Raw genomic sequence first — 16,357 nt, 5'->3', positions numbered from 1 at the left:
AATGTCAACGAAAGCAGAGCTAAGGGCAGAGGCCCGGCGCCTGATGGGCTTTTTTGAAGCCGCAGGCGCAGAGGTTGTTGAGGCAGATATCCTGCAACCGGCTGAAACGTTGTTGGATTTGTATGGTGAAGATATCCGCGCCCGCGCGTATGTCACGTCAGATCCGCTACGCGGTGAACAAATGCTGCGGCCGGACTTTACCGTACCGGTCGTGCAAAAACATATGGCCGAAGGGGCTGAGCCTGCGCGCTATACCTATTCTGGTGAAGTTTTTCGTCGCCAAGAAGAAGAAATGGATCGACCCTTTGAGTACCTCCAAGTGGGATATGAGGTATTTGATCGCGAAAATCCGATGGCTGCTGATGCTGAGGTTTTTCAGCTGTTTTCAGAGGTTTTGTCGCCTTTGGGGCTGCGTGCAGCAACAGGTGATATTGGAATTTTGAAGGCCGCCGTAGAGGGGCTTTCAACAACAGATCGTCGCAAGCAAGCATTGTTGCGGCACATCTGGCGGCCACGTAGATTTCGGGCGTTGTTGGATCGATTTGGTGCCGGAGCAAAACCTGCGGCTAGCCGTGAAAAAATGTTAAATCTATTGGATAGCAATTCGGTCGAAGTGTTGATTGAAAATGGCGGCCCACAGGTTGGTCTTCGCAGTGAAAAAGAGGTGGCATTTCGTATGCGCGCCCTGAAAGCTGATGCGAAGGAAGCGCCTATTAACGCTTCAGAGGTTGAACTGCTTGAGATCATTTTGGGTCTGCGGGAAACAGCTCCAAATGCGCTCGAAAACCTGCGTGACATTGCTGTAGATATGCCTGTTATCGCGCCAGCTGTGCGTCAGGTTGCCAAACGGCTTGAGGCGCTGGATACACGCGGCATTGATGTTTCTACGCTTGATTTTGATGCAAGCCATGGTCGTAGCACGATGGAATACTATGACGGTTTTGTCTTTAGTTTCTCAGCACTTGGGCGGCCCGATTTACCACCAGTTGCGACAGGTGGCCGATATGACGCACTGACGCGCGTGTTGGGGAACGGACGTTCTATCCCGGCTGTTGGGGGGGTGATCCGTCCTGAATTGGTGCAGCTCCTGAAAGGGAAAACAGCATGACAATCAAACTCGGTGTTCCGTCCAAAGGACGGCTAATGGAAAAGACTTTTGATTGGTTTGGTGCGCGGGGTGTTGAGCTGCGGCGTACGGGGTCTGATCGCGAATATGCGGGCGCTGTTGGCGGTGTTGATGGGGTTGAACTTGTTTTGCTGTCCGCTGGCGAAATCCCGCGGGAACTGGCGGCGGGTCGTATTCATTTGGGCGTGACCGGAACTGACCTTGTGCGCGAAAAACTGGCGATCTGGGATCGACGGGTCAAAGAGCTTGCACCGATGGGGTTTGGACATGCGGATCTGATCATCGCGGTGCCTAAATTTTGGGCCGATGTTGATACGCTTGATGACCTTGATGCTGCAGCGGCGCAATTTCGCAAAGAGCACGGGTTTCGCTTAAGAATTGCGACGAAATATCATAGACTTATCCGTGAGTTTTTGCAGGCCAACGGCGTGGCGGATTATCAATTGGTTGACAGCCAAGGCGCGACCGAAGGTACGGTGAAAAACGAAACAGCTGAAGCGGTTGCTGACATCACATCAACCGGGGAAACGCTGCGGGCAAACCATCTGAAATTATTGTCTGATGGCGTCGTCCATAAGTCGCAAGCGACGCTGCTGAAATCTCGGGTTGCGAAGTGGACAACGGATGATCGAGCAGCGTTGAACGTGCTGACAAACCTGTTGGGATTAGACGGGTAGTTTTCCGGCCGTTGGGCATATGATATCTGTATACAAACTGTATGACAATCGCATTAGTTTTCGCATGCGATTGTCATAACTTATCTTAGTGTCGCCCAATCCACTCTAGTCTGTATTTTATAGAACATAGATTCTCATAAAGGGTTTTGTGTAGGGCGCAAACGGTGTAACTCCTAACCAAATTTTTGAGGTTTGGTTATGGTTATTACGCGATACGCAACAGTTCTTGGCACCCCAATTGACGTCTCTGGCGAAACAGCAGATCTTTGGGCCGCCGATGTTACTGCACTTGGGAACGGGCGCACTGCGGCCGTTTGGACTGAAGATCGTAACGAGGGTATTTGGCTCAGATTGTATGATGCTGAGGGGGCACCGGAAGGTGCTGCAATACAAGTATCTGCAGTAGACGAACGCGGAAATAGACCGGCTGTTGCGCTGTCGGAAAGCGGCAATATTATCGTAACTTATACATCACTTGAAAACGGTTTCCGAGCATCAATTCGCGCCCAAACATATACATCGGACGGAGCGCCTGTGGGGACGAACACGGTTCTTTATCAAAGTCAGGATTTTTCCGGTTTAGCACCAGAAACAATAGGTTTGGCCGGTGGTGGATCAGTTACTGTTTTTAGCAACTCGGGATTAGACGGAGATAATTCTGGTGTCTATGCGCAGATGGCTGATGCCAATGGGACTCCAGTGGGTGACGCATTTCTGGTAAATCAAACGACTGAAAGTGTGCAATCATCGGGCGTATCTGCTTTGTTGGCAGACGGTGGCTTTGTGATTACTTGGCATTCGCGTGATGTCGACGGAAGTTTCTATGCTGTCATGATGCGTACCTACAATGCCGATGGTACGCCGCGCAGCAATGAGGTTCGTGTAAATCAGTATAGTTCTGGAGCCCAGTTCAATCCTGATATTACGATTCTGGCAGATGGGCGCATTGTTCTGACATGGGTAAGCCAAAATCAAGATCGATCCGGTGACGGGATTTATGCCCGCGTTTATGTGGCCGATGGGACACCTGAGGGGCGTGAATTTCGGGTGAACAGCACGACGGTCGGTGATCAAAACAGCCCGACCATCGCGGCAACTCCTGATGGTGGATTTGTCGTCCTTTGGGCGAATGTTATTGTACGCGGAACCGTCGATATCCGATTGCAAAAATATGATGCGGAGGGAAATCGTGTTGGGGGCGAGGTATTGGTCGCCAATGGGCCAGAAGGCGTCACAACCGCCCCGGAAATCAGCATAGGCGATGACGGGATCATGCATCTGGTTTGGTTGAACACCGAGTTTAACAGCGGAATTGCGACTGTGTTCGTATCGGTGTCTGGATTGGAGATTGAGGGAACCGATGCCGACAACGCTATTTCGGGATCGCAGGCAGCGGATCGTTTGTTCGGCCTCGGCGGAGACGATGCCATTCTGGCCGGCGGGGGCAATGATTGGATTGCTGACGGCAATGGCGCGGATGCAATTGAGGCGGATGCCGGCAGTGACACAATCATTCTGACAGGCACGACCACCTATGCATCTGGACTCACTGCATATAATGTTAGCTCTGAAACCCAAGTGGGGACGGGCGTGTATTTGAGCCTAGAAGGCATGGTGCGCATTGAGGCTGTGATTGACGGTGGGACGGGAGTGGATGTTGTGGAATTGAGCGCGGGAAATGATGCTTTTTTCCTTCATGACGCTTTTTCTGGGTTCCATGACAGTATTGCTTTGACGACAGATGACACGGGGCGTCAGAGCGCTGCGCGGTTTGTGAATATCGAAGAAATTAGAGGCATGGGCGGCAATGACATCATAGATTTGACCAGCCCGGATTACAGCTTGGCCGGTGTTTCGATTTTGATTGATGGCGGGGCAGGCAATGATGTGGTTTGGGGATCAGACGCCAATGAAACCATAGTGGGTGGCGCGGGTGATGACACATTATTTGGGGGCGCTGGAACAGACGTGTTGACTGGGGGCGAGGGCGCGGATGTCTTTGAATTTACGCGTACTTCTACAAATACAGTTGTAACGGATTTTGATGTCTTAGAGGGCGATACCCTGCGGTTTTACAATACGGGTGACGCGGTATTTGATGAAACTAGCATCGTGCGCACCAATGGTGGTATTCGCATTTCTTACGAAGATACCAGTGATGGAACAACGCATGATCTGACGATTTCTCTGGAGGAAAGCGCGAATGCATTGTCGCTTTCGCTTGCGGATATTACGTCGGTGCTCGAAATAATCTGATTTATTTGAGCGGTAAAAGGCGACGTTTGCGGACCTTAGTGCGGCCAGGTTTTTCGGGATTTGGCAGCAAAGAAACCCCAAAAACGGTCGTATGGTTTCTATGCAGGAGTTATGCAGCTTTTATATGGTTTTTATGCATACGATTTGCGGTTTTGGCACAGCCGTTTATTTATAAAGCGGCTGTATTTCTTGTGTTAGCATATGTGATGTAAGGACAGGTCTGTATTGGGCGAGGTATTTGTATCAGTGGGTAATTGGTGAGGGTTAAATGACGAATTCTGAAAACTCAAACAGTGAAAATTGGCTATCAACAATCATTGAGGGTGGGCTTCCTCAATTGTTGGCCGGGCCTGCTGGTAAGGCAATTAGCCGTTTGGTCGGGGCCTTTGCCGAAATTCCCGCTGCTAAGTTGGAAGGGGTTGCTCAGGGGATAAGAGACAAAACGGATGCAAGATCGCAGCTATCGCAAGCGATAGCCAAACATGTATCGGAAAGGGCTGTTCATGATCCTGAGGTGATGGCGCGCGCAACACATAATATGTTGGATCGCGCGTATCGGGTGCAGAAAAATAAAGATGCAATTGCTGCGATCGCGATTGAAGAGTTGAACGATAATCCGCCCAATCCTGAATCTGAAGGGCCGTCTGACGATTGGCTGTCCAAGTTTGAACGATACGCTGAGGATACGTCTCGCGATGATCTGAGAACGATGTTCGGCAAAATTTTGGCAAGTGAGATCCGTAAGCCGGGGGCAATTTCGCCCGTGACCCTACATTTTGTTTCCATGTTGGATAGTGAAACGGCAGAGCTTATCGAACGGGTTCTGCCGTTCTGTTTGTACGGTGGGGCGGTTTTAAGCGAATGTGTTAAGCCTGCTTTGAGCGAAGCTGAAAAATCGTACATTGAACAATCAGGTTTTTGGACGGCTGACAAGTCTTACCAATTTGACCTTAACGATAAGGGCCGCTACTTGAGGATCGCCGCGAGCTTGGAATTTGGGTTTGTTGTGGTAGGACAGGCAGCTACTAACGTTAGATTCAAGGCGGCGGTTTTATCAAAAGCAGGTAGAGATCTTGTCGATGTGGTCGGGAGGCCGTTTGATTTTCAAGGGTTCGCAAATGTCGCTTTGGCCAAACCCGAGATCAGCAACGTTTTCTATGGACGGGTGGTTTTAGACGGAGAATTTTTTAGCATTCCCGATCTACATGAGCTTTTCAAAACTGACTAGACAGTGATTTACCGCACTAGCGCACCCCGATTTCGGCAAGGGCGGCGGTGAGGGCGTTGGGGAGGGTGTCTTCGTGTGTGCGGGATTGGCCGAGGTCGGCGGGGGCGTCTTCGGGCTTGAGGTAGCGCCAGCCTTGGAATGCGCGGCGGGGGGCGGCTTCGGTTCGGATGAGTTCATTGTCCATAACAATGGCGCAGCGTCTGATTCCATCTTGGCCGATGACTTCATCAAGGCTAAGAACACGTTGACGTGCCAGAATCACACCTTTGATGACCCAGTAGAGCGAGCCACCGTTTAAGAGTTCGGTTTCACGCTTGGGCCACATCCGCGTAACGTGTTGAATTGGCGTGGTATCGCCGGGTTTTCGCCGCGATGCACGCCAGGTTTCTAGGTGTTCTAGAGAATCTATACCAACGCAGAGTTTTACTAGATTTATGGTATTCGTCACGCGTCAACCCTATATGTTGTGGTATCCTTGCAAAATATAACGGGATTTCATCGGGAAATCAATTGACGGAAATGTGAAGGTTCCATATCTTCGGACTCCTAATCATTGCACTTAAGGATACGCCACATGAGCCGTTTCGCTGCCCCGATCGCTGAACAAATTTGGGATATGAAATACCGCCTGAAACACGCGGATGGTACCCCACAGGATGCGACGGTTGAAGACACTTGGCGCCGGATTGCGCGGTCTTTGGCAGATGTCGAAACAGACAAAACTGTGTGGGAAGAAAAATTCTACAACGCCTTGGAAGATTTCAAATATCTACCGGCGGGTCGTATCACTGCGGGGGCAGGGACCGGGCGCTCTGTAACACTGTTCAACTGTTTCGTTATGGGGACTGTGCCCGATAGCATGTCCGGAATTTTCGACATGTTGAAAGAGGCCGCGTTGACCATGCAGCAGGGCGGCGGCATCGGTTATGACTTTTCCACCATTCGTCCGCGTGGCGCGGATGTTTTGGGTGTGGCGGCGGATGCGTCTGGGCCTTTGTCCTTTATGGATGTGTGGGATGCAATGTGCCGCACGATTATGTCAGCGGGTTCGCGCCGGGGTGCGATGATGGCCACCATGCGGTGCGACCACCCCGATATCGAAGATTTCATCACGGCGAAAAAAGACCCGGCCCGTTTGCGGATGTTCAACGTGTCTGTTCTGATTTCTGATGCGTTCATGGAAGCGGTGAAAGCCGACGGAAGCTGGGATCTGCATTTCAACGATAAAGTCTATCACACGGTCAGCGCGCGTGATCTGTGGAATAAGATCATGCAGTCCACCTATGCGCAGGCAGAACCGGGTGTTATTTTCATCGACCGCATTAACGCGATGAACAACCTGAACTATTGCGAAGATATTGCAGCGACGAACCCCTGTGGCGAGCAGCCTTTGCCGCCGTATGGTGCGTGTTTGCTGGGGTCTATCAACCTTGCGCGTTTGGTGAAAAACCCGTTTGAGGACGCCGCCGAAATGGACGAGGCGGAAATGATCGAACTGGTCGCAACCGCTGTGCGCATGATGGACAACGTGGTGGATGCATCCCGTTTCCCGCTGGAGGCCCAAGCGCGAGAAGCCCAAGCCAAACGTCGGATTGGGCTTGGTGTGACCGGACTTGCCGATGCATTGCTGATGGTCGGGTCCCAATACGGAACCGAGGAAGCGGCGCGTCAAACGGAGCGCTGGATGAAAGCAATCGCCCGCGCCGCGTATCTGGCGTCGGTGGATTTGGCGAAGGAAAAAGGGGCGTTCCCGCTGTTTGACGCGGATAAATACCTCGCGTCGGGCAATATGATGCAGATGGATGATGATGTGCGCGATGCCATCAAGAAACACGGCATTCGCAACGCATTGCTCACGTCTATTGCTCCAACTGGGACGATCAGTCTTTATGCGGGGAACGTATCATCGGGTATCGAGCCGGTGTTTGCCTATGCCTACACCCGTAAGGTTTTGCAAAAAGACGGTTCGCGCACTGAAGAAGAAGTGGTGGATTATGCGGTTCAGCTGTGGCGTGAAAAATTTGGTGACAAAGCCCTGCCGGATTATTTTGTAAACGCCCAAACGCTTGAGCCACAAGCGCATGTTCGTATGCAGGCGGCGGCGCAAAAGTGGATTGATAGTTCAATCTCTAAAACCATCAACTGCCCAGAAGACATTGATTTTGATGCGTTCAAAGATGTCTATATGCAGGCATGGGATACGGGGTGCAAAGGCTGCACGACATATCGTCCGAATGATGTGACCGGGTCTGTTTTGTCTGTTTCTGAGGAATCTGAAAAAACACCCGAGATCGATACAGGCGCTGATGTTGTTTACATTTCTGAGCCGCTGAACCGTCCGCAAGCGCTTGAGGGTCATACCTACAAAGTAAAATGGCCTGACAGTGAGCACGCGATTTACATCACCATCAACGATGTGATCCTCAATGGTAATCGTCGTCCGTTTGAGGTGTTTATTAACTCCAAAAACATGGAGCATTTCGCTTGGACCGTTGCTTTGACACGGATGATCTCTGCTGTGTTCCGCCGTGGTGGTGATGTGAGCTTTGTTGTTGAAGAGCTGAAAGCGGTGTTTGATCCACGCGGTGGCGCATGGATGGAAGGTAAATACATCCCGTCTATTTTGGCTGCGATTGGTGGGGTTATCGAAACTCATCTGGTGCGCACCGGGTTCATCGAGGGTGAAGGTATGGGCCTGAAATCAGACCCTCAGGCTGAGGTGGTTGCCGTTGGCGAAGCCCCACGTGGGAAAGCGTGCCCCAGCTGCGGTCAATTTGACTTGCGTATGGTTGAAGGCTGTATGACCTGCGGTAGCTGCGGCCATTCTAAATGTGGTTAACGGCAGGTGGGTGTGATAGGCAGATAAGGGAGAAGCGTGCGCAAAAAAAACCATAAGCGTGCGCAAACCCATTTTATTTGCAACTGATCCGTTGTATTTCACTTAATATACAATGATTTATGCCTGTCCTGACCTGTTTGGAGGTTGGGGCAGGCAGTTCTTTTTGGGGCATTTTCCGTGGTATTGACGGATACCAAAGATGTCCTCATTAAATGTTCCACAGGTTCCGGAACCTTTCATACCCATCAGCCGCCCCCATCAGGGTCGTGGCCATGCGCCAGGCAGGCTTGCCTGGTTTTGAAAGGATTCTGTTTTGACTCGTTCCACCACTCTGATCCCCGTCAGCCCCATCAGGTTCATTGGTGAGATCCCAAGCGTTCACGTCATTGAAAATCGCCTGCAGATGTTCCTGCGGACACTGCGGGCGTTGAAGCAGGATAACAACCTGACGGCCGTGAAGCTCAATCCGCATAAAATCCCCAACTGGCGCGAGTTGATCGAAAAGCCTGACCGGCTCAAGATTGAGCGCCGGGCCCTGCGCTATCTGGAGCTGCTGGGAAACGAATCCGGCATGGCCCATCTGAACTCTGATGCGAAAGCCAAATTGGCCCCTTTGCGCGGTGGCTTGCCGGTGTCTCGGATTGAAACGGAACATGAGGCCGATGAGATCGCGGCTGCCCTGCACTCCGAGATGCCCTGGATGGCGCGCGCGACGGAAGAGGTCTGGCATGGCCTGCGCGCATCGGCCCGGGAGGGCCTGCCGGGATTGCGGTTCCATCCGCTGGTTCTGGTCGGTCCGCCTGGCATCGGCAAAAGCCATTGGGCCCGGCGCCTGGCACACCATCTGGCGGTGCCCACCACCACGCTTGAAGCCACGGGGGAGCCGGGATCCTTTGCCCTGGTCGGAACGCAGAAAGGCTGGGGCAGCGCTTCACCAGGAAAGCTGGTGCAGACGGTGTTGTCCGAGCAGCACGCCGGGCCACTTGTGATCATCGATGAGGTGGAAAAAGCAGGAGAGGTGACATCAACAAAAGGATCCCGCCACACGTTGACAGATGCGCTGTTGCCGCTGCTGGAACGCATGACGGCGCAGGCCTGGGAATGCCCGTATTTCCAGATCAGGTTTGACATGTCCTGGGTGAATTGGGTCATGACGGCGAACAGTCGAAACGGTTTGCCATCGCCGCTGCAAAGCCGATGTGTTGTGCTGGATCTGCATGGCTTGACCCCGGATCAGCTGCGCGACTTTGCAGAGATCGAAGGAAAACGCCGCAACCTGCCAGACCCTGCGCTGGGGGCACTGATGGATATTTTTGACTGTGGCGCGATCCGAAGTTCCGAGCTGAGCCTGCGCACCGTCAGTCGCATGCTGGACCGCGCGCAGACCCTTGCCAACCGCCCACCATTGAACTGAGGCCACATCATGAATTACCTTACAATTCCGTACCATAACGGTAAAATCGTGGTCCTTGGCGACCTGCATTATGACAGCTTCCGCCGCTTCGCCCTGTGCCCGATCAATATGTGTGCGCTGCAGGATATTATCTGGAACGCGGATGCCCTGATCCTCGCCGGTGATCTGACAAACGGGCCGGCCAAGAACTGGGCGCGTGTGTTCCACTATCTGTCCAAATTTATCAAACCGGAACGGATTTATGCGCTGCCGGGAAACCACGATTATTACGGTGGGCTTCTGAGCGACGATCCTGCTTTGAAGAACGCAGCCGAGAACGCCGGTGCGCATTTTGTGCAGAAACAAGCGCTGCTGCATGGCGACACGCGGATCTTCTGCTGCACATTGTGGACGGATTTTAATCTGTCCGGCGAGGCCTCCATTGCCATGCGTGAAGCTGACCGGGGCATGGCGGATTATGATTGGATTGGAGTACCGGTTGATCCCAGAGTAGCCTGGGAAGACCTCCCGATCATGTGGCAACAGCGCCGCTTGAAACCGAGAGAAATACTGCGTGTGCATCAGGATCATCGTGGCTGGCTGGATGATAGCCTGGCCAGCCCCCATCCAATCGGAAAGGGTGGCAAGACCGTGGTCGTAACGCATCATGGCCCGCATCCGACCGCTGCCGGAGAGACCGACACACTCTCCGCCGCCTTTCACTCAGACCTCGATAGCATGATCGAACAGCACCGCCCTGATGTTTGGTTCTTTGCCCATTCCCACCGCAGGATTTGCGCGAAGGTTCATGGGGTTGAAATCCGTAATATCTCCGTCGGCTATCTGGATGAAGTGATTGATCAGCGCCCCTCGTACCTGCGCGAAAAAAGCGTCTGGAAAAGTCAGCGTGCTGATGCGTGACAGGTCCAAACCTTATGGGGGCAAGCAAATGACCAACGATGAAAACCAGGATCCTGATATGACATCGGAGACCAGAAAGGTGGACATTTTTTCCGACGAAGCCCTTTGCAATGCCATAGCTGCGATCGTTTCGGAGGCCAGCTTTGAAAGCCAATACAAAGCTGGCACGCAACATAAACCTGAGATCGTAGACCGTCTTGAGGCGATTGAACTTATTCTGGAAAACGCCAGCGTTCTTTACGGCGGAGACAAAGACGCAGCCAGGCGCTTTATCCTGCGTAAGCACCCGCTCCTAAATAACCGTTCTCCACTGGAAACCATACTGAAAAACCCAGCGCGCGCAGATGAGGTGGTAACCTTGCTGCACCGCGCAGGAGCAGGGTTCGCGGTGTAATAACTCAGCGAACTTCGGCCCAAAGCGGACCTTGGCTAAGACACTCGATACTGCAGTACAGCCCGTCCAAGCTGCCAGCCTTGTGTGCAAAGCTGTCTCAGTCGGGCGGGCGCACTACCGTAAAACTAAGCGACAACCCAAATAATGCAATGAAGCCACTTGACGAGATCACACACCGCAATAGAGTCGTGCGACGCAGGCAAATGAGATTGTGTTGAGGTCATAGTTTAGATTGAGAATTTTTACGCGCTCGGTTTGGAAGGGCATTTATTCAAGCATTATTGAGAGAGCTGAGCATCTTTCAGTTCGGTTATTGTCACCAATATTAGGTGGTGTAGTGGCTTTCAGTGGCTTTGTTGTTACCTTTGATTTTTCAAAACAACGTATAGAATATCCAGATTTATCTTGGTTAATCGACATAGTCGAACAGCACTGGGTTTTTTGGGTATTTGTTGCCTGTGCCATTTCAGCGTTTTGCGTTAACCTATTTTTGGCGGTTACATCTCCTTCACGGTTGAGTTTGCAGTCCGCATTAAATAAGCAAAAGGCTGAAATTGAAGCAATTACAGACCATGTAGTTTTTTGTGTGGATGGCTTCATTTGGGAGCAGGCAAAACGCGCAGGTGTTTCTGTAACAGGTGCTTCTCGCATAAGCTTATACGTTCACGAACCCGCAGAATCTCGTTTCTTTTGCCTAGTAAGGAAATCCTATAATACCAAACTGGAGAAAAAGGGACGAACCTTTTTCGCAGACGACGAAGGATGTCTCGCCAAAGCTTGGGAGCAGGACTGGCATTTTGATAACGGATTTCCAGACGACGACAAAGCCAATGCTGAGTATCAAAAAAGTGAGTATGGAATTTCGAAAGGGACCTTCAGTCAACTTACCATGCCGTCCAAGCTAATTGCCGTAAAGAAAGTGGTTGACAGGAATGATCGACCAATCGCCTTGATTGTGGTAGAGTCAACCAAATCTAATGAGTTTGATGAAAATGATCTACAATGCGCGCTGACTATTGCTGCTACTGATTGCGCGCACTTACTTACGGTTTGGAAAGACCATTTGCCCACGCCGAGTGCAGCGCAAGATGAGGGTTTGTGATGGCCAACTTAAAAGATATTATCGCATATATTCTTCAAAATTACCCCAGTAATATGAAGCATGAACTTTCAAATGCTCGGGTAACCAAGATGGTTTACCTAGCAGATTGGCGCAATTGTCTGCGATCAAAGGGACAAGTTTCCGACATCAAGTGGTACTTCGATAATTTTGGCCCATTTGTTTGGGATGTCAAAACAAAGGCTGAAGAATTCCCAGAGATTTTTGAAGTTAGGTCAGAAAAAAACATGTATGGGTCACTCAAAACGATTTTTCGAATGAAGGATGATAGCTTCAAACCTAAGCTCACTAATTCGGAGAAAAAATCGATTGATCATATCATAGATGTGTCGAGCAAAAAGTATTGGGATGATTTTATCAAATTGGTGTATTCCACGCATCCAGTAGCAAGTTCTGACAGGTACAGCTATTTGGACCTCGAAAAAAATGCAAAAGAATATCGAAAGTTAAGGGACGCCTAATACCTACTCCTCCACCATACTGCCACGCACACTTTCTTCCCCTCGAGGCGTCACTCGGCGAAGCCGTAGGTTCGCTTAGTTGCTACGCGGCAGCATTATGATAAAGACCCGCGCAACGCGTTATCCATGCGGACGGGAATACGAGGATTTTTTGACTTTATCGGGATTGCACGGGTTCATCTAAACGTTCGTTTCTCGCTCTGATTTTAAGGTTGGTCGCAGGTACAGAGAATGACTGCAATCCGACCATTTTTATAAATTTATGTGTGGGGGAATTAAAGCGATCAAATAGTATATTTCGTCGGAAACATGGTGTCGGAGGAGTTGCGGCCTGTCGGGAATGCAAGCTACACTTAAGGTGTATTAGATAATTGACGCACTGGATAATAAAGTGCGTACAGGCTCAAAAGTTGGCAGATTGCGATGAATAGTAGGTTCCTTGGGGCTTTAAATTACTGGCGTACTTCGTTGGCAGACAGTGCATTGGGGCAAGGTTGCTTCAGCCAGAAGGATCGGAAGAAACTCATCGAGTTGTCGAAAGAGACGTTACGCGATGGTACGCTACCTAAGAGCCAAATCCGCAAAGTTTTTGAAAATCAAAAGCCGGACACTAAGGTGATGGCCGTGCAAATCTGGCCGATGGTCACGACCCGAATTTCTTCCCATGGCACAACTATTTTCAATGGTTTCCCAGAGATCGTTGCACCCGTGGTCACCGAGGCGACGATCGACAGAGATGGCATCATTCGTCCATCTCGAAATGTTATTGCGAGAGATGTGCTGAAACCACTCCCCAACGACGTTTTCGCTTGGTAAGATTGAGGATTTTGATGCCTTTCTTTCAGCATCGCCCTTTTTACCCGATGAACACTCCCCCGTTTGGGAGCAATACCTAAAGCACTGTCGAGCTATGCTCGATTCTGTGTCGCCAGGATGGCCAGTTGACGATGGGAATTATATCTCTGCTGGGGTGGGATTGCTGAAGGTCGCTGACAAGCCTGGCGGAGCTATCGCACAGGTTATTAAACTCTACGATGCGCTTCTTGGTGAAAACACCAATATGCCTCTCTTGGAAAATCTGGCTGGGTCGCCATCTCCGACAAAGGAACTTTCTCTTAAAACGGAAGCGGACTTCATAAATCGACTGGGACATGCCAGTGATGAATTTCCGCTAGCTGATCAGCAGCGTCAGGTTCTGTCATATCTCTCAACCGGAAAATCCGGTGATGTGCTCGCTGTCAATGGCCCGCCAGGAACTGGTAAGACGACTATGCTTTTGTCGGCCATTGCTGACGCTTGGGTTCGGGCCGCGCTGGATGAAAGTACGCCACCCGTGATTGTCGCAGCTTCTACCAATAATCAGGCCGTGACAAACATCATCGACGCATTTGGCAAAGACTTCTCCGAAGGCAGCGGGCCATTTGCAGGCCGGTGGCTGCCTGACATCAAAAGCTATGGTTTGTATCTTCCCGCAAAATCAAAAGAGGCCGATGCAGCTGGTCAATATCAAACTGAGCGGTTCTTCGTTGAATTAGAAAGCCACGAGTATGTTCCACGTGCAAAAGGCGCTTTTATGGAGGCAGGGAAAACAGCATTCCCTAACCTCAAAAGCCCAGATGTGCAGGGGGTCGTATCTTTCTTGCACAAGCGGATTACTGAAGAGGTTGCTAAGTTGTCCGATGCAGATAAGGCGCGGACATGGCTTAACAGTGCGACATCCAATGTTGCCAACCTGTTGGGCGATGATGTTGAATCGACCTTGCAACAGCTCGAAAGAAATAAGCAAGATGATGCAGCAGAGCTTGTGCGTTACAAAGCTTGGGAAGCTGGCTGGGCTAAACATCAGGCTGATGAATCTGTCTTTTTGGCGTTGTTCAGCTTCTTGCCATCTGTAGCTCGAAAAAGAATGATGAAAGGGCGTGTCGCACTTGAAAGCATTGGCTGCACGCTAATTTTCTCGGAAAGCGGTTCGATTGAACGCATTGGATTTGATCTGCAAAATGCGGTTCGAGATGCACACAAGGCTGCTCAATCCTCTGAAACCAAGTATGAGCTGGCCCGATCTGCGTTGGAAGATCTGAAGCAAGCGCAACGAGAATGGGGACGCGCCACAGGGAAATTGGAAGCGCCATCCGCTTCTGTGGTCGATGCGCTGGATGTCGACAAGTTTTCTGATTGTCACACACGTTTTCACCTTTTCCAACTTGCTTGCCATTATTGGGAAGGGCGATGGCTTCTGGAAATGGAACAAGACTTAGACAAGATCGTTAAGTCTCATAAGCAAAACGAAGACAATAAAGGAGGTTGGGGGAGAAAAACTATTGAACCGCGCTGGCACCGCCGCATGATGCTCACGCCTTGCGCTGTGGCTACCTTTGCAAGCTTGCCTGGAAAGATGCAGTTCAAGCATGGGTCTGCCGGTGGCTTTAATTGGGATTATTTCTACAACTTCATAGATTTGCTAATTGTTGATGAAGCTGGACAGGTTTTGCCAGAGGTTGCGGCAGCCTCTTTTGCCTTAGCGAAACGCGCCCTGGTTATTGGTGATACCCAACAGATTGAGCCAATCTCATCGGTGACCAAAGCTGTTGATATTGGCAACCTGCAAGGTGCTGACTTTCTACAGGAGACATTTGCAGATGAAGATCTTACGGCTCTGTCAGCTACCGGTATGCGCAGTGTTGGCGGAAGTGTAATGCGGCTCGCCCAGCAAGCTTGCGCCTACGAACCCTACCCAGAATTGGAGCGAGGTCTTTACTTGTTTGAGCATCGACGTTGCTATGATGAGATCATCAATTTCAGCAACAAGCTCTGCTACAAGGGATCGCTCAAACCTATGAGAGGTAGCGCTCCCGAGGGCCATATTTTACCATCGATGGGTTACCTACATATCGATGGTATGTCTCGAAGCTATGGCGGTAGTCATGCAAACGCGACCGAGGCTGCAACAATTGCAGACTGGCTTGCGGAAAATCGGCAGCGTCTTGAAAGTCAATACAGCCAGAAATTGGGAAATATCGTCGGTATCATAACACCCTTTGGGCGACAGGTCCAAGAAATTAAGCGTGCATGTGCTGACCGGGGTATTGACGCGAAGATGGTCATTGGGACGGTTGATTCACTTCAGGGCGCTGAACGACCAGTCATATTATTCTCGCCGGTCTATTCCAAACATGCTGACGGAAAATTCATCGACATGTCCCCAAGTAGGCTGAATGTGGCGGTATCACGTGCAAAAGACAGTTTTTTGGTGTTTGGTGACATGGACGTATTTTCGTCGGCTGGGAAAGGTACTCCTAGGTCGGTCTTGGCTGAGTGTTTGTTCTCTCAAGGCAACGGAGCACTTGAGTTTGCTACGCAGCCACGTGCTGACCTCGAGAAACGAAGTCACCCGCTTTCGACATTGAGAGACGCAGAGGAACATGATCGGTTCCTGAAAGATGCTCTGTCCACAGCTCACAAAATAACCATCGTCAGCCCATGGATCATTGCTTCAACAATGAGACGTTCTGGATTGCTGAATGCTTTCCAGAGCGCTGTGGCGCGGGGAGCAAGAATTGATGTGTTTGCAGATCCTCTGTTGAACCAGTTAAAATATTCTGACGGCCTAACACAGTTGGAGGCAGCCAAATCTGCGCTGCAAGATGTAGGAGTCCAAGTTCACGAGGTGCGCCAACTGCATAGCAAGATTGTTATTGTTGATGCCAATCGCCTTTGCATCGGATCTTACAATTGGTTGAGTGCTGATCGAAAAGGCCAATATGCGCGTCATGAAACATCCATTCTATACAAGGGTTCACATCTTCAAGACGAGATTGATGTTATCAAGCAAAGCTTGGGTGTGCGAGAAGCGCGCTAACGGTAGGGGATATTCAGGAGCACCAATCATATACAATGATGTTGGGTTGTATTTGCGTGGGGCGCCGCGCTTCCAGTAACTCA

The 16,357-nt window shown here is 50.7% G+C and carries 13 protein-coding genes; 12 read left to right on the top strand and 1 reads right to left on the bottom strand.

Translation table 11 applies throughout. The features are described 5' to 3' along the window. The first annotated feature begins 1 nt into the window (after position 1). From G9C99_RS08230 to G9C99_RS08215, 4 genes are all read left to right on the top strand, one after another. On the top strand, positions 2–1,108 hold the full coding sequence (locus tag G9C99_RS08230; protein WP_166416960.1) for an ATP phosphoribosyltransferase regulatory subunit: 1,107 nt from the start codon (positions 2–4) through the stop codon (positions 1,106–1,108). Further along, the gene (hisG, locus tag G9C99_RS08225) at positions 1,105–1,803 is read left to right on the top strand and encodes an ATP phosphoribosyltransferase (RefSeq protein WP_166416959.1); all 699 of its coding nucleotides are present in this window, start codon (positions 1,105–1,107) and stop codon (positions 1,801–1,803) included. The genes G9C99_RS08230 and hisG overlap by 4 nt, the downstream gene beginning before the upstream one ends. Positions 1,804–2,001: 198 nt before the next feature. Further along, positions 2,002–4,059 carry a calcium-binding protein gene (locus G9C99_RS08220; RefSeq protein ID WP_166416958.1) on the top strand — a complete coding sequence of 686 codons (2,058 nt, stop codon included), beginning with the start codon at positions 2,002–2,004 and terminating at the stop codon, positions 4,057–4,059. Between the two features lie 268 nt (positions 4,060–4,327). Beyond that, positions 4,328–5,287: a DUF2806 domain-containing protein gene (locus tag G9C99_RS08215; protein ID WP_166416957.1), complete on the top strand. Its 960-nt coding sequence runs from the start codon at positions 4,328–4,330 to the stop codon at positions 5,285–5,287. Positions 5,288–5,303: 16 nt separating this feature from the next. Here the strand turns inward: G9C99_RS08215 and G9C99_RS08210 are convergent, their stop codons facing one another. Beyond that, on the bottom strand, positions 5,304–5,735 hold the full coding sequence (locus G9C99_RS08210; protein WP_166416956.1) for a DUF1489 family protein: 432 nt from the start codon (positions 5,733–5,735) through the stop codon (positions 5,304–5,306). A 126-nt stretch (positions 5,736–5,861) separates the two neighbouring features. On the opposite strand from G9C99_RS08210, the gene G9C99_RS08205 reads away from it, so the two are divergent. The 8 genes from G9C99_RS08205 to G9C99_RS08170 all read left to right on the top strand — a co-directional run bounded on the left by G9C99_RS08205 (position 5,862) and on the right by G9C99_RS08170 (position 16,274). Further along, entirely contained in the window at positions 5,862–8,126 is a 2,265-nt protein-coding gene (locus G9C99_RS08205) for an adenosylcobalamin-dependent ribonucleoside-diphosphate reductase (protein WP_166416955.1), read from the top strand. 313 nt (positions 8,127–8,439) lie between these two features. Continuing rightward, positions 8,440–9,540 (top strand): AAA family ATPase, encoded by a 1,101-nt coding sequence (locus G9C99_RS08200; RefSeq protein ID WP_166416954.1) that lies wholly within the window; start codon positions 8,440–8,442, stop codon positions 9,538–9,540. Positions 9,541–9,549: 9 nt separating this feature from the next. Next, complete coding sequence (locus G9C99_RS08195; RefSeq protein WP_166416953.1) at positions 9,550–10,440, top strand: metallophosphoesterase; 891 nt, start codon at positions 9,550–9,552, stop codon at positions 10,438–10,440. A gap of 28 nt (positions 10,441–10,468) precedes the next feature. Beyond that, positions 10,469–10,834 (top strand): antitoxin Xre/MbcA/ParS toxin-binding domain-containing protein, encoded by a 366-nt coding sequence (locus G9C99_RS08190; protein ID WP_166416952.1) that lies wholly within the window; start codon positions 10,469–10,471, stop codon positions 10,832–10,834. 337 nt (positions 10,835–11,171) lie between these two features. After that, positions 11,172–11,936: a hypothetical protein gene (locus tag G9C99_RS08185; protein WP_166416951.1), complete on the top strand. Its 765-nt coding sequence runs from the start codon at positions 11,172–11,174 to the stop codon at positions 11,934–11,936. Further along, positions 11,936–12,415, top strand: coding sequence for a Panacea domain-containing protein (locus G9C99_RS08180; protein ID WP_166416950.1), 480 nt, complete (start codon positions 11,936–11,938; stop codon positions 12,413–12,415). The genes G9C99_RS08185 and G9C99_RS08180 overlap by 1 nt, the downstream gene beginning before the upstream one ends. Positions 12,416–12,838: 423 nt before the next feature. Continuing rightward, positions 12,839–13,231 carry a hypothetical protein gene (locus G9C99_RS08175; RefSeq protein ID WP_166416949.1) on the top strand — a complete coding sequence of 131 codons (393 nt, stop codon included), beginning with the start codon at positions 12,839–12,841 and terminating at the stop codon, positions 13,229–13,231. Between the two features lie 94 nt (positions 13,232–13,325). Beyond that, positions 13,326–16,274 carry an AAA domain-containing protein gene (locus tag G9C99_RS08170; RefSeq protein WP_166416948.1) on the top strand — a complete coding sequence of 983 codons (2,949 nt, stop codon included), beginning with the start codon at positions 13,326–13,328 and terminating at the stop codon, positions 16,272–16,274. The last annotated feature ends 83 nt before the right edge of the window (positions 16,275–16,357 follow it).

Origin of the sequence: Cochlodiniinecator piscidefendens (assembly GCF_011326755.1) — a bacterium.
Taxonomy (GTDB): domain Bacteria; phylum Pseudomonadota; class Alphaproteobacteria; order Rhodobacterales; family Rhodobacteraceae; genus Cochlodiniinecator; species Cochlodiniinecator piscidefendens.
The sequence above is the reverse complement of the archived record's forward strand: the minus strand, read 5'-3'. Positions and strand labels throughout refer to the sequence as shown.

What these genes read in the sequence shown, in the direction of transcription:
- G9C99_RS08230 (WP_166416960.1), top strand. Translation starts at nt 2, where the DNA reads ATGTCAACGAAAGCAGAGCTAAGGGCAGAGGCCCGGCGCCTGATGGGC.
- hisG (WP_166416959.1), top strand. Translation starts at nt 1,105, where the DNA reads ATGACAATCAAACTCGGTGTTCCGTCCAAAGGACGGCTAATGGAAAAG.
- G9C99_RS08220 (WP_166416958.1), top strand. Translation starts at nt 2,002, where the DNA reads ATGGTTATTACGCGATACGCAACAGTTCTTGGCACCCCAATTGACGTC.
- G9C99_RS08215 (WP_166416957.1), top strand. Translation starts at nt 4,328, where the DNA reads ATGACGAATTCTGAAAACTCAAACAGTGAAAATTGGCTATCAACAATC.
- G9C99_RS08205 (WP_166416955.1), top strand. Translation starts at nt 5,862, where the DNA reads ATGAGCCGTTTCGCTGCCCCGATCGCTGAACAAATTTGGGATATGAAA.
- G9C99_RS08195 (WP_166416953.1), top strand. Translation starts at nt 9,550, where the DNA reads ATGAATTACCTTACAATTCCGTACCATAACGGTAAAATCGTGGTCCTT.
- G9C99_RS08190 (WP_166416952.1), top strand. Translation starts at nt 10,469, where the DNA reads ATGACCAACGATGAAAACCAGGATCCTGATATGACATCGGAGACCAGA.
- G9C99_RS08180 (WP_166416950.1), top strand. Translation starts at nt 11,936, where the DNA reads ATGGCCAACTTAAAAGATATTATCGCATATATTCTTCAAAATTACCCC.
- G9C99_RS08175 (WP_166416949.1), top strand. Translation starts at nt 12,839, where the DNA reads ATGAATAGTAGGTTCCTTGGGGCTTTAAATTACTGGCGTACTTCGTTG.
- G9C99_RS08170 (WP_166416948.1), top strand. Translation starts at nt 13,326, where the DNA reads ATGCTCGATTCTGTGTCGCCAGGATGGCCAGTTGACGATGGGAATTAT.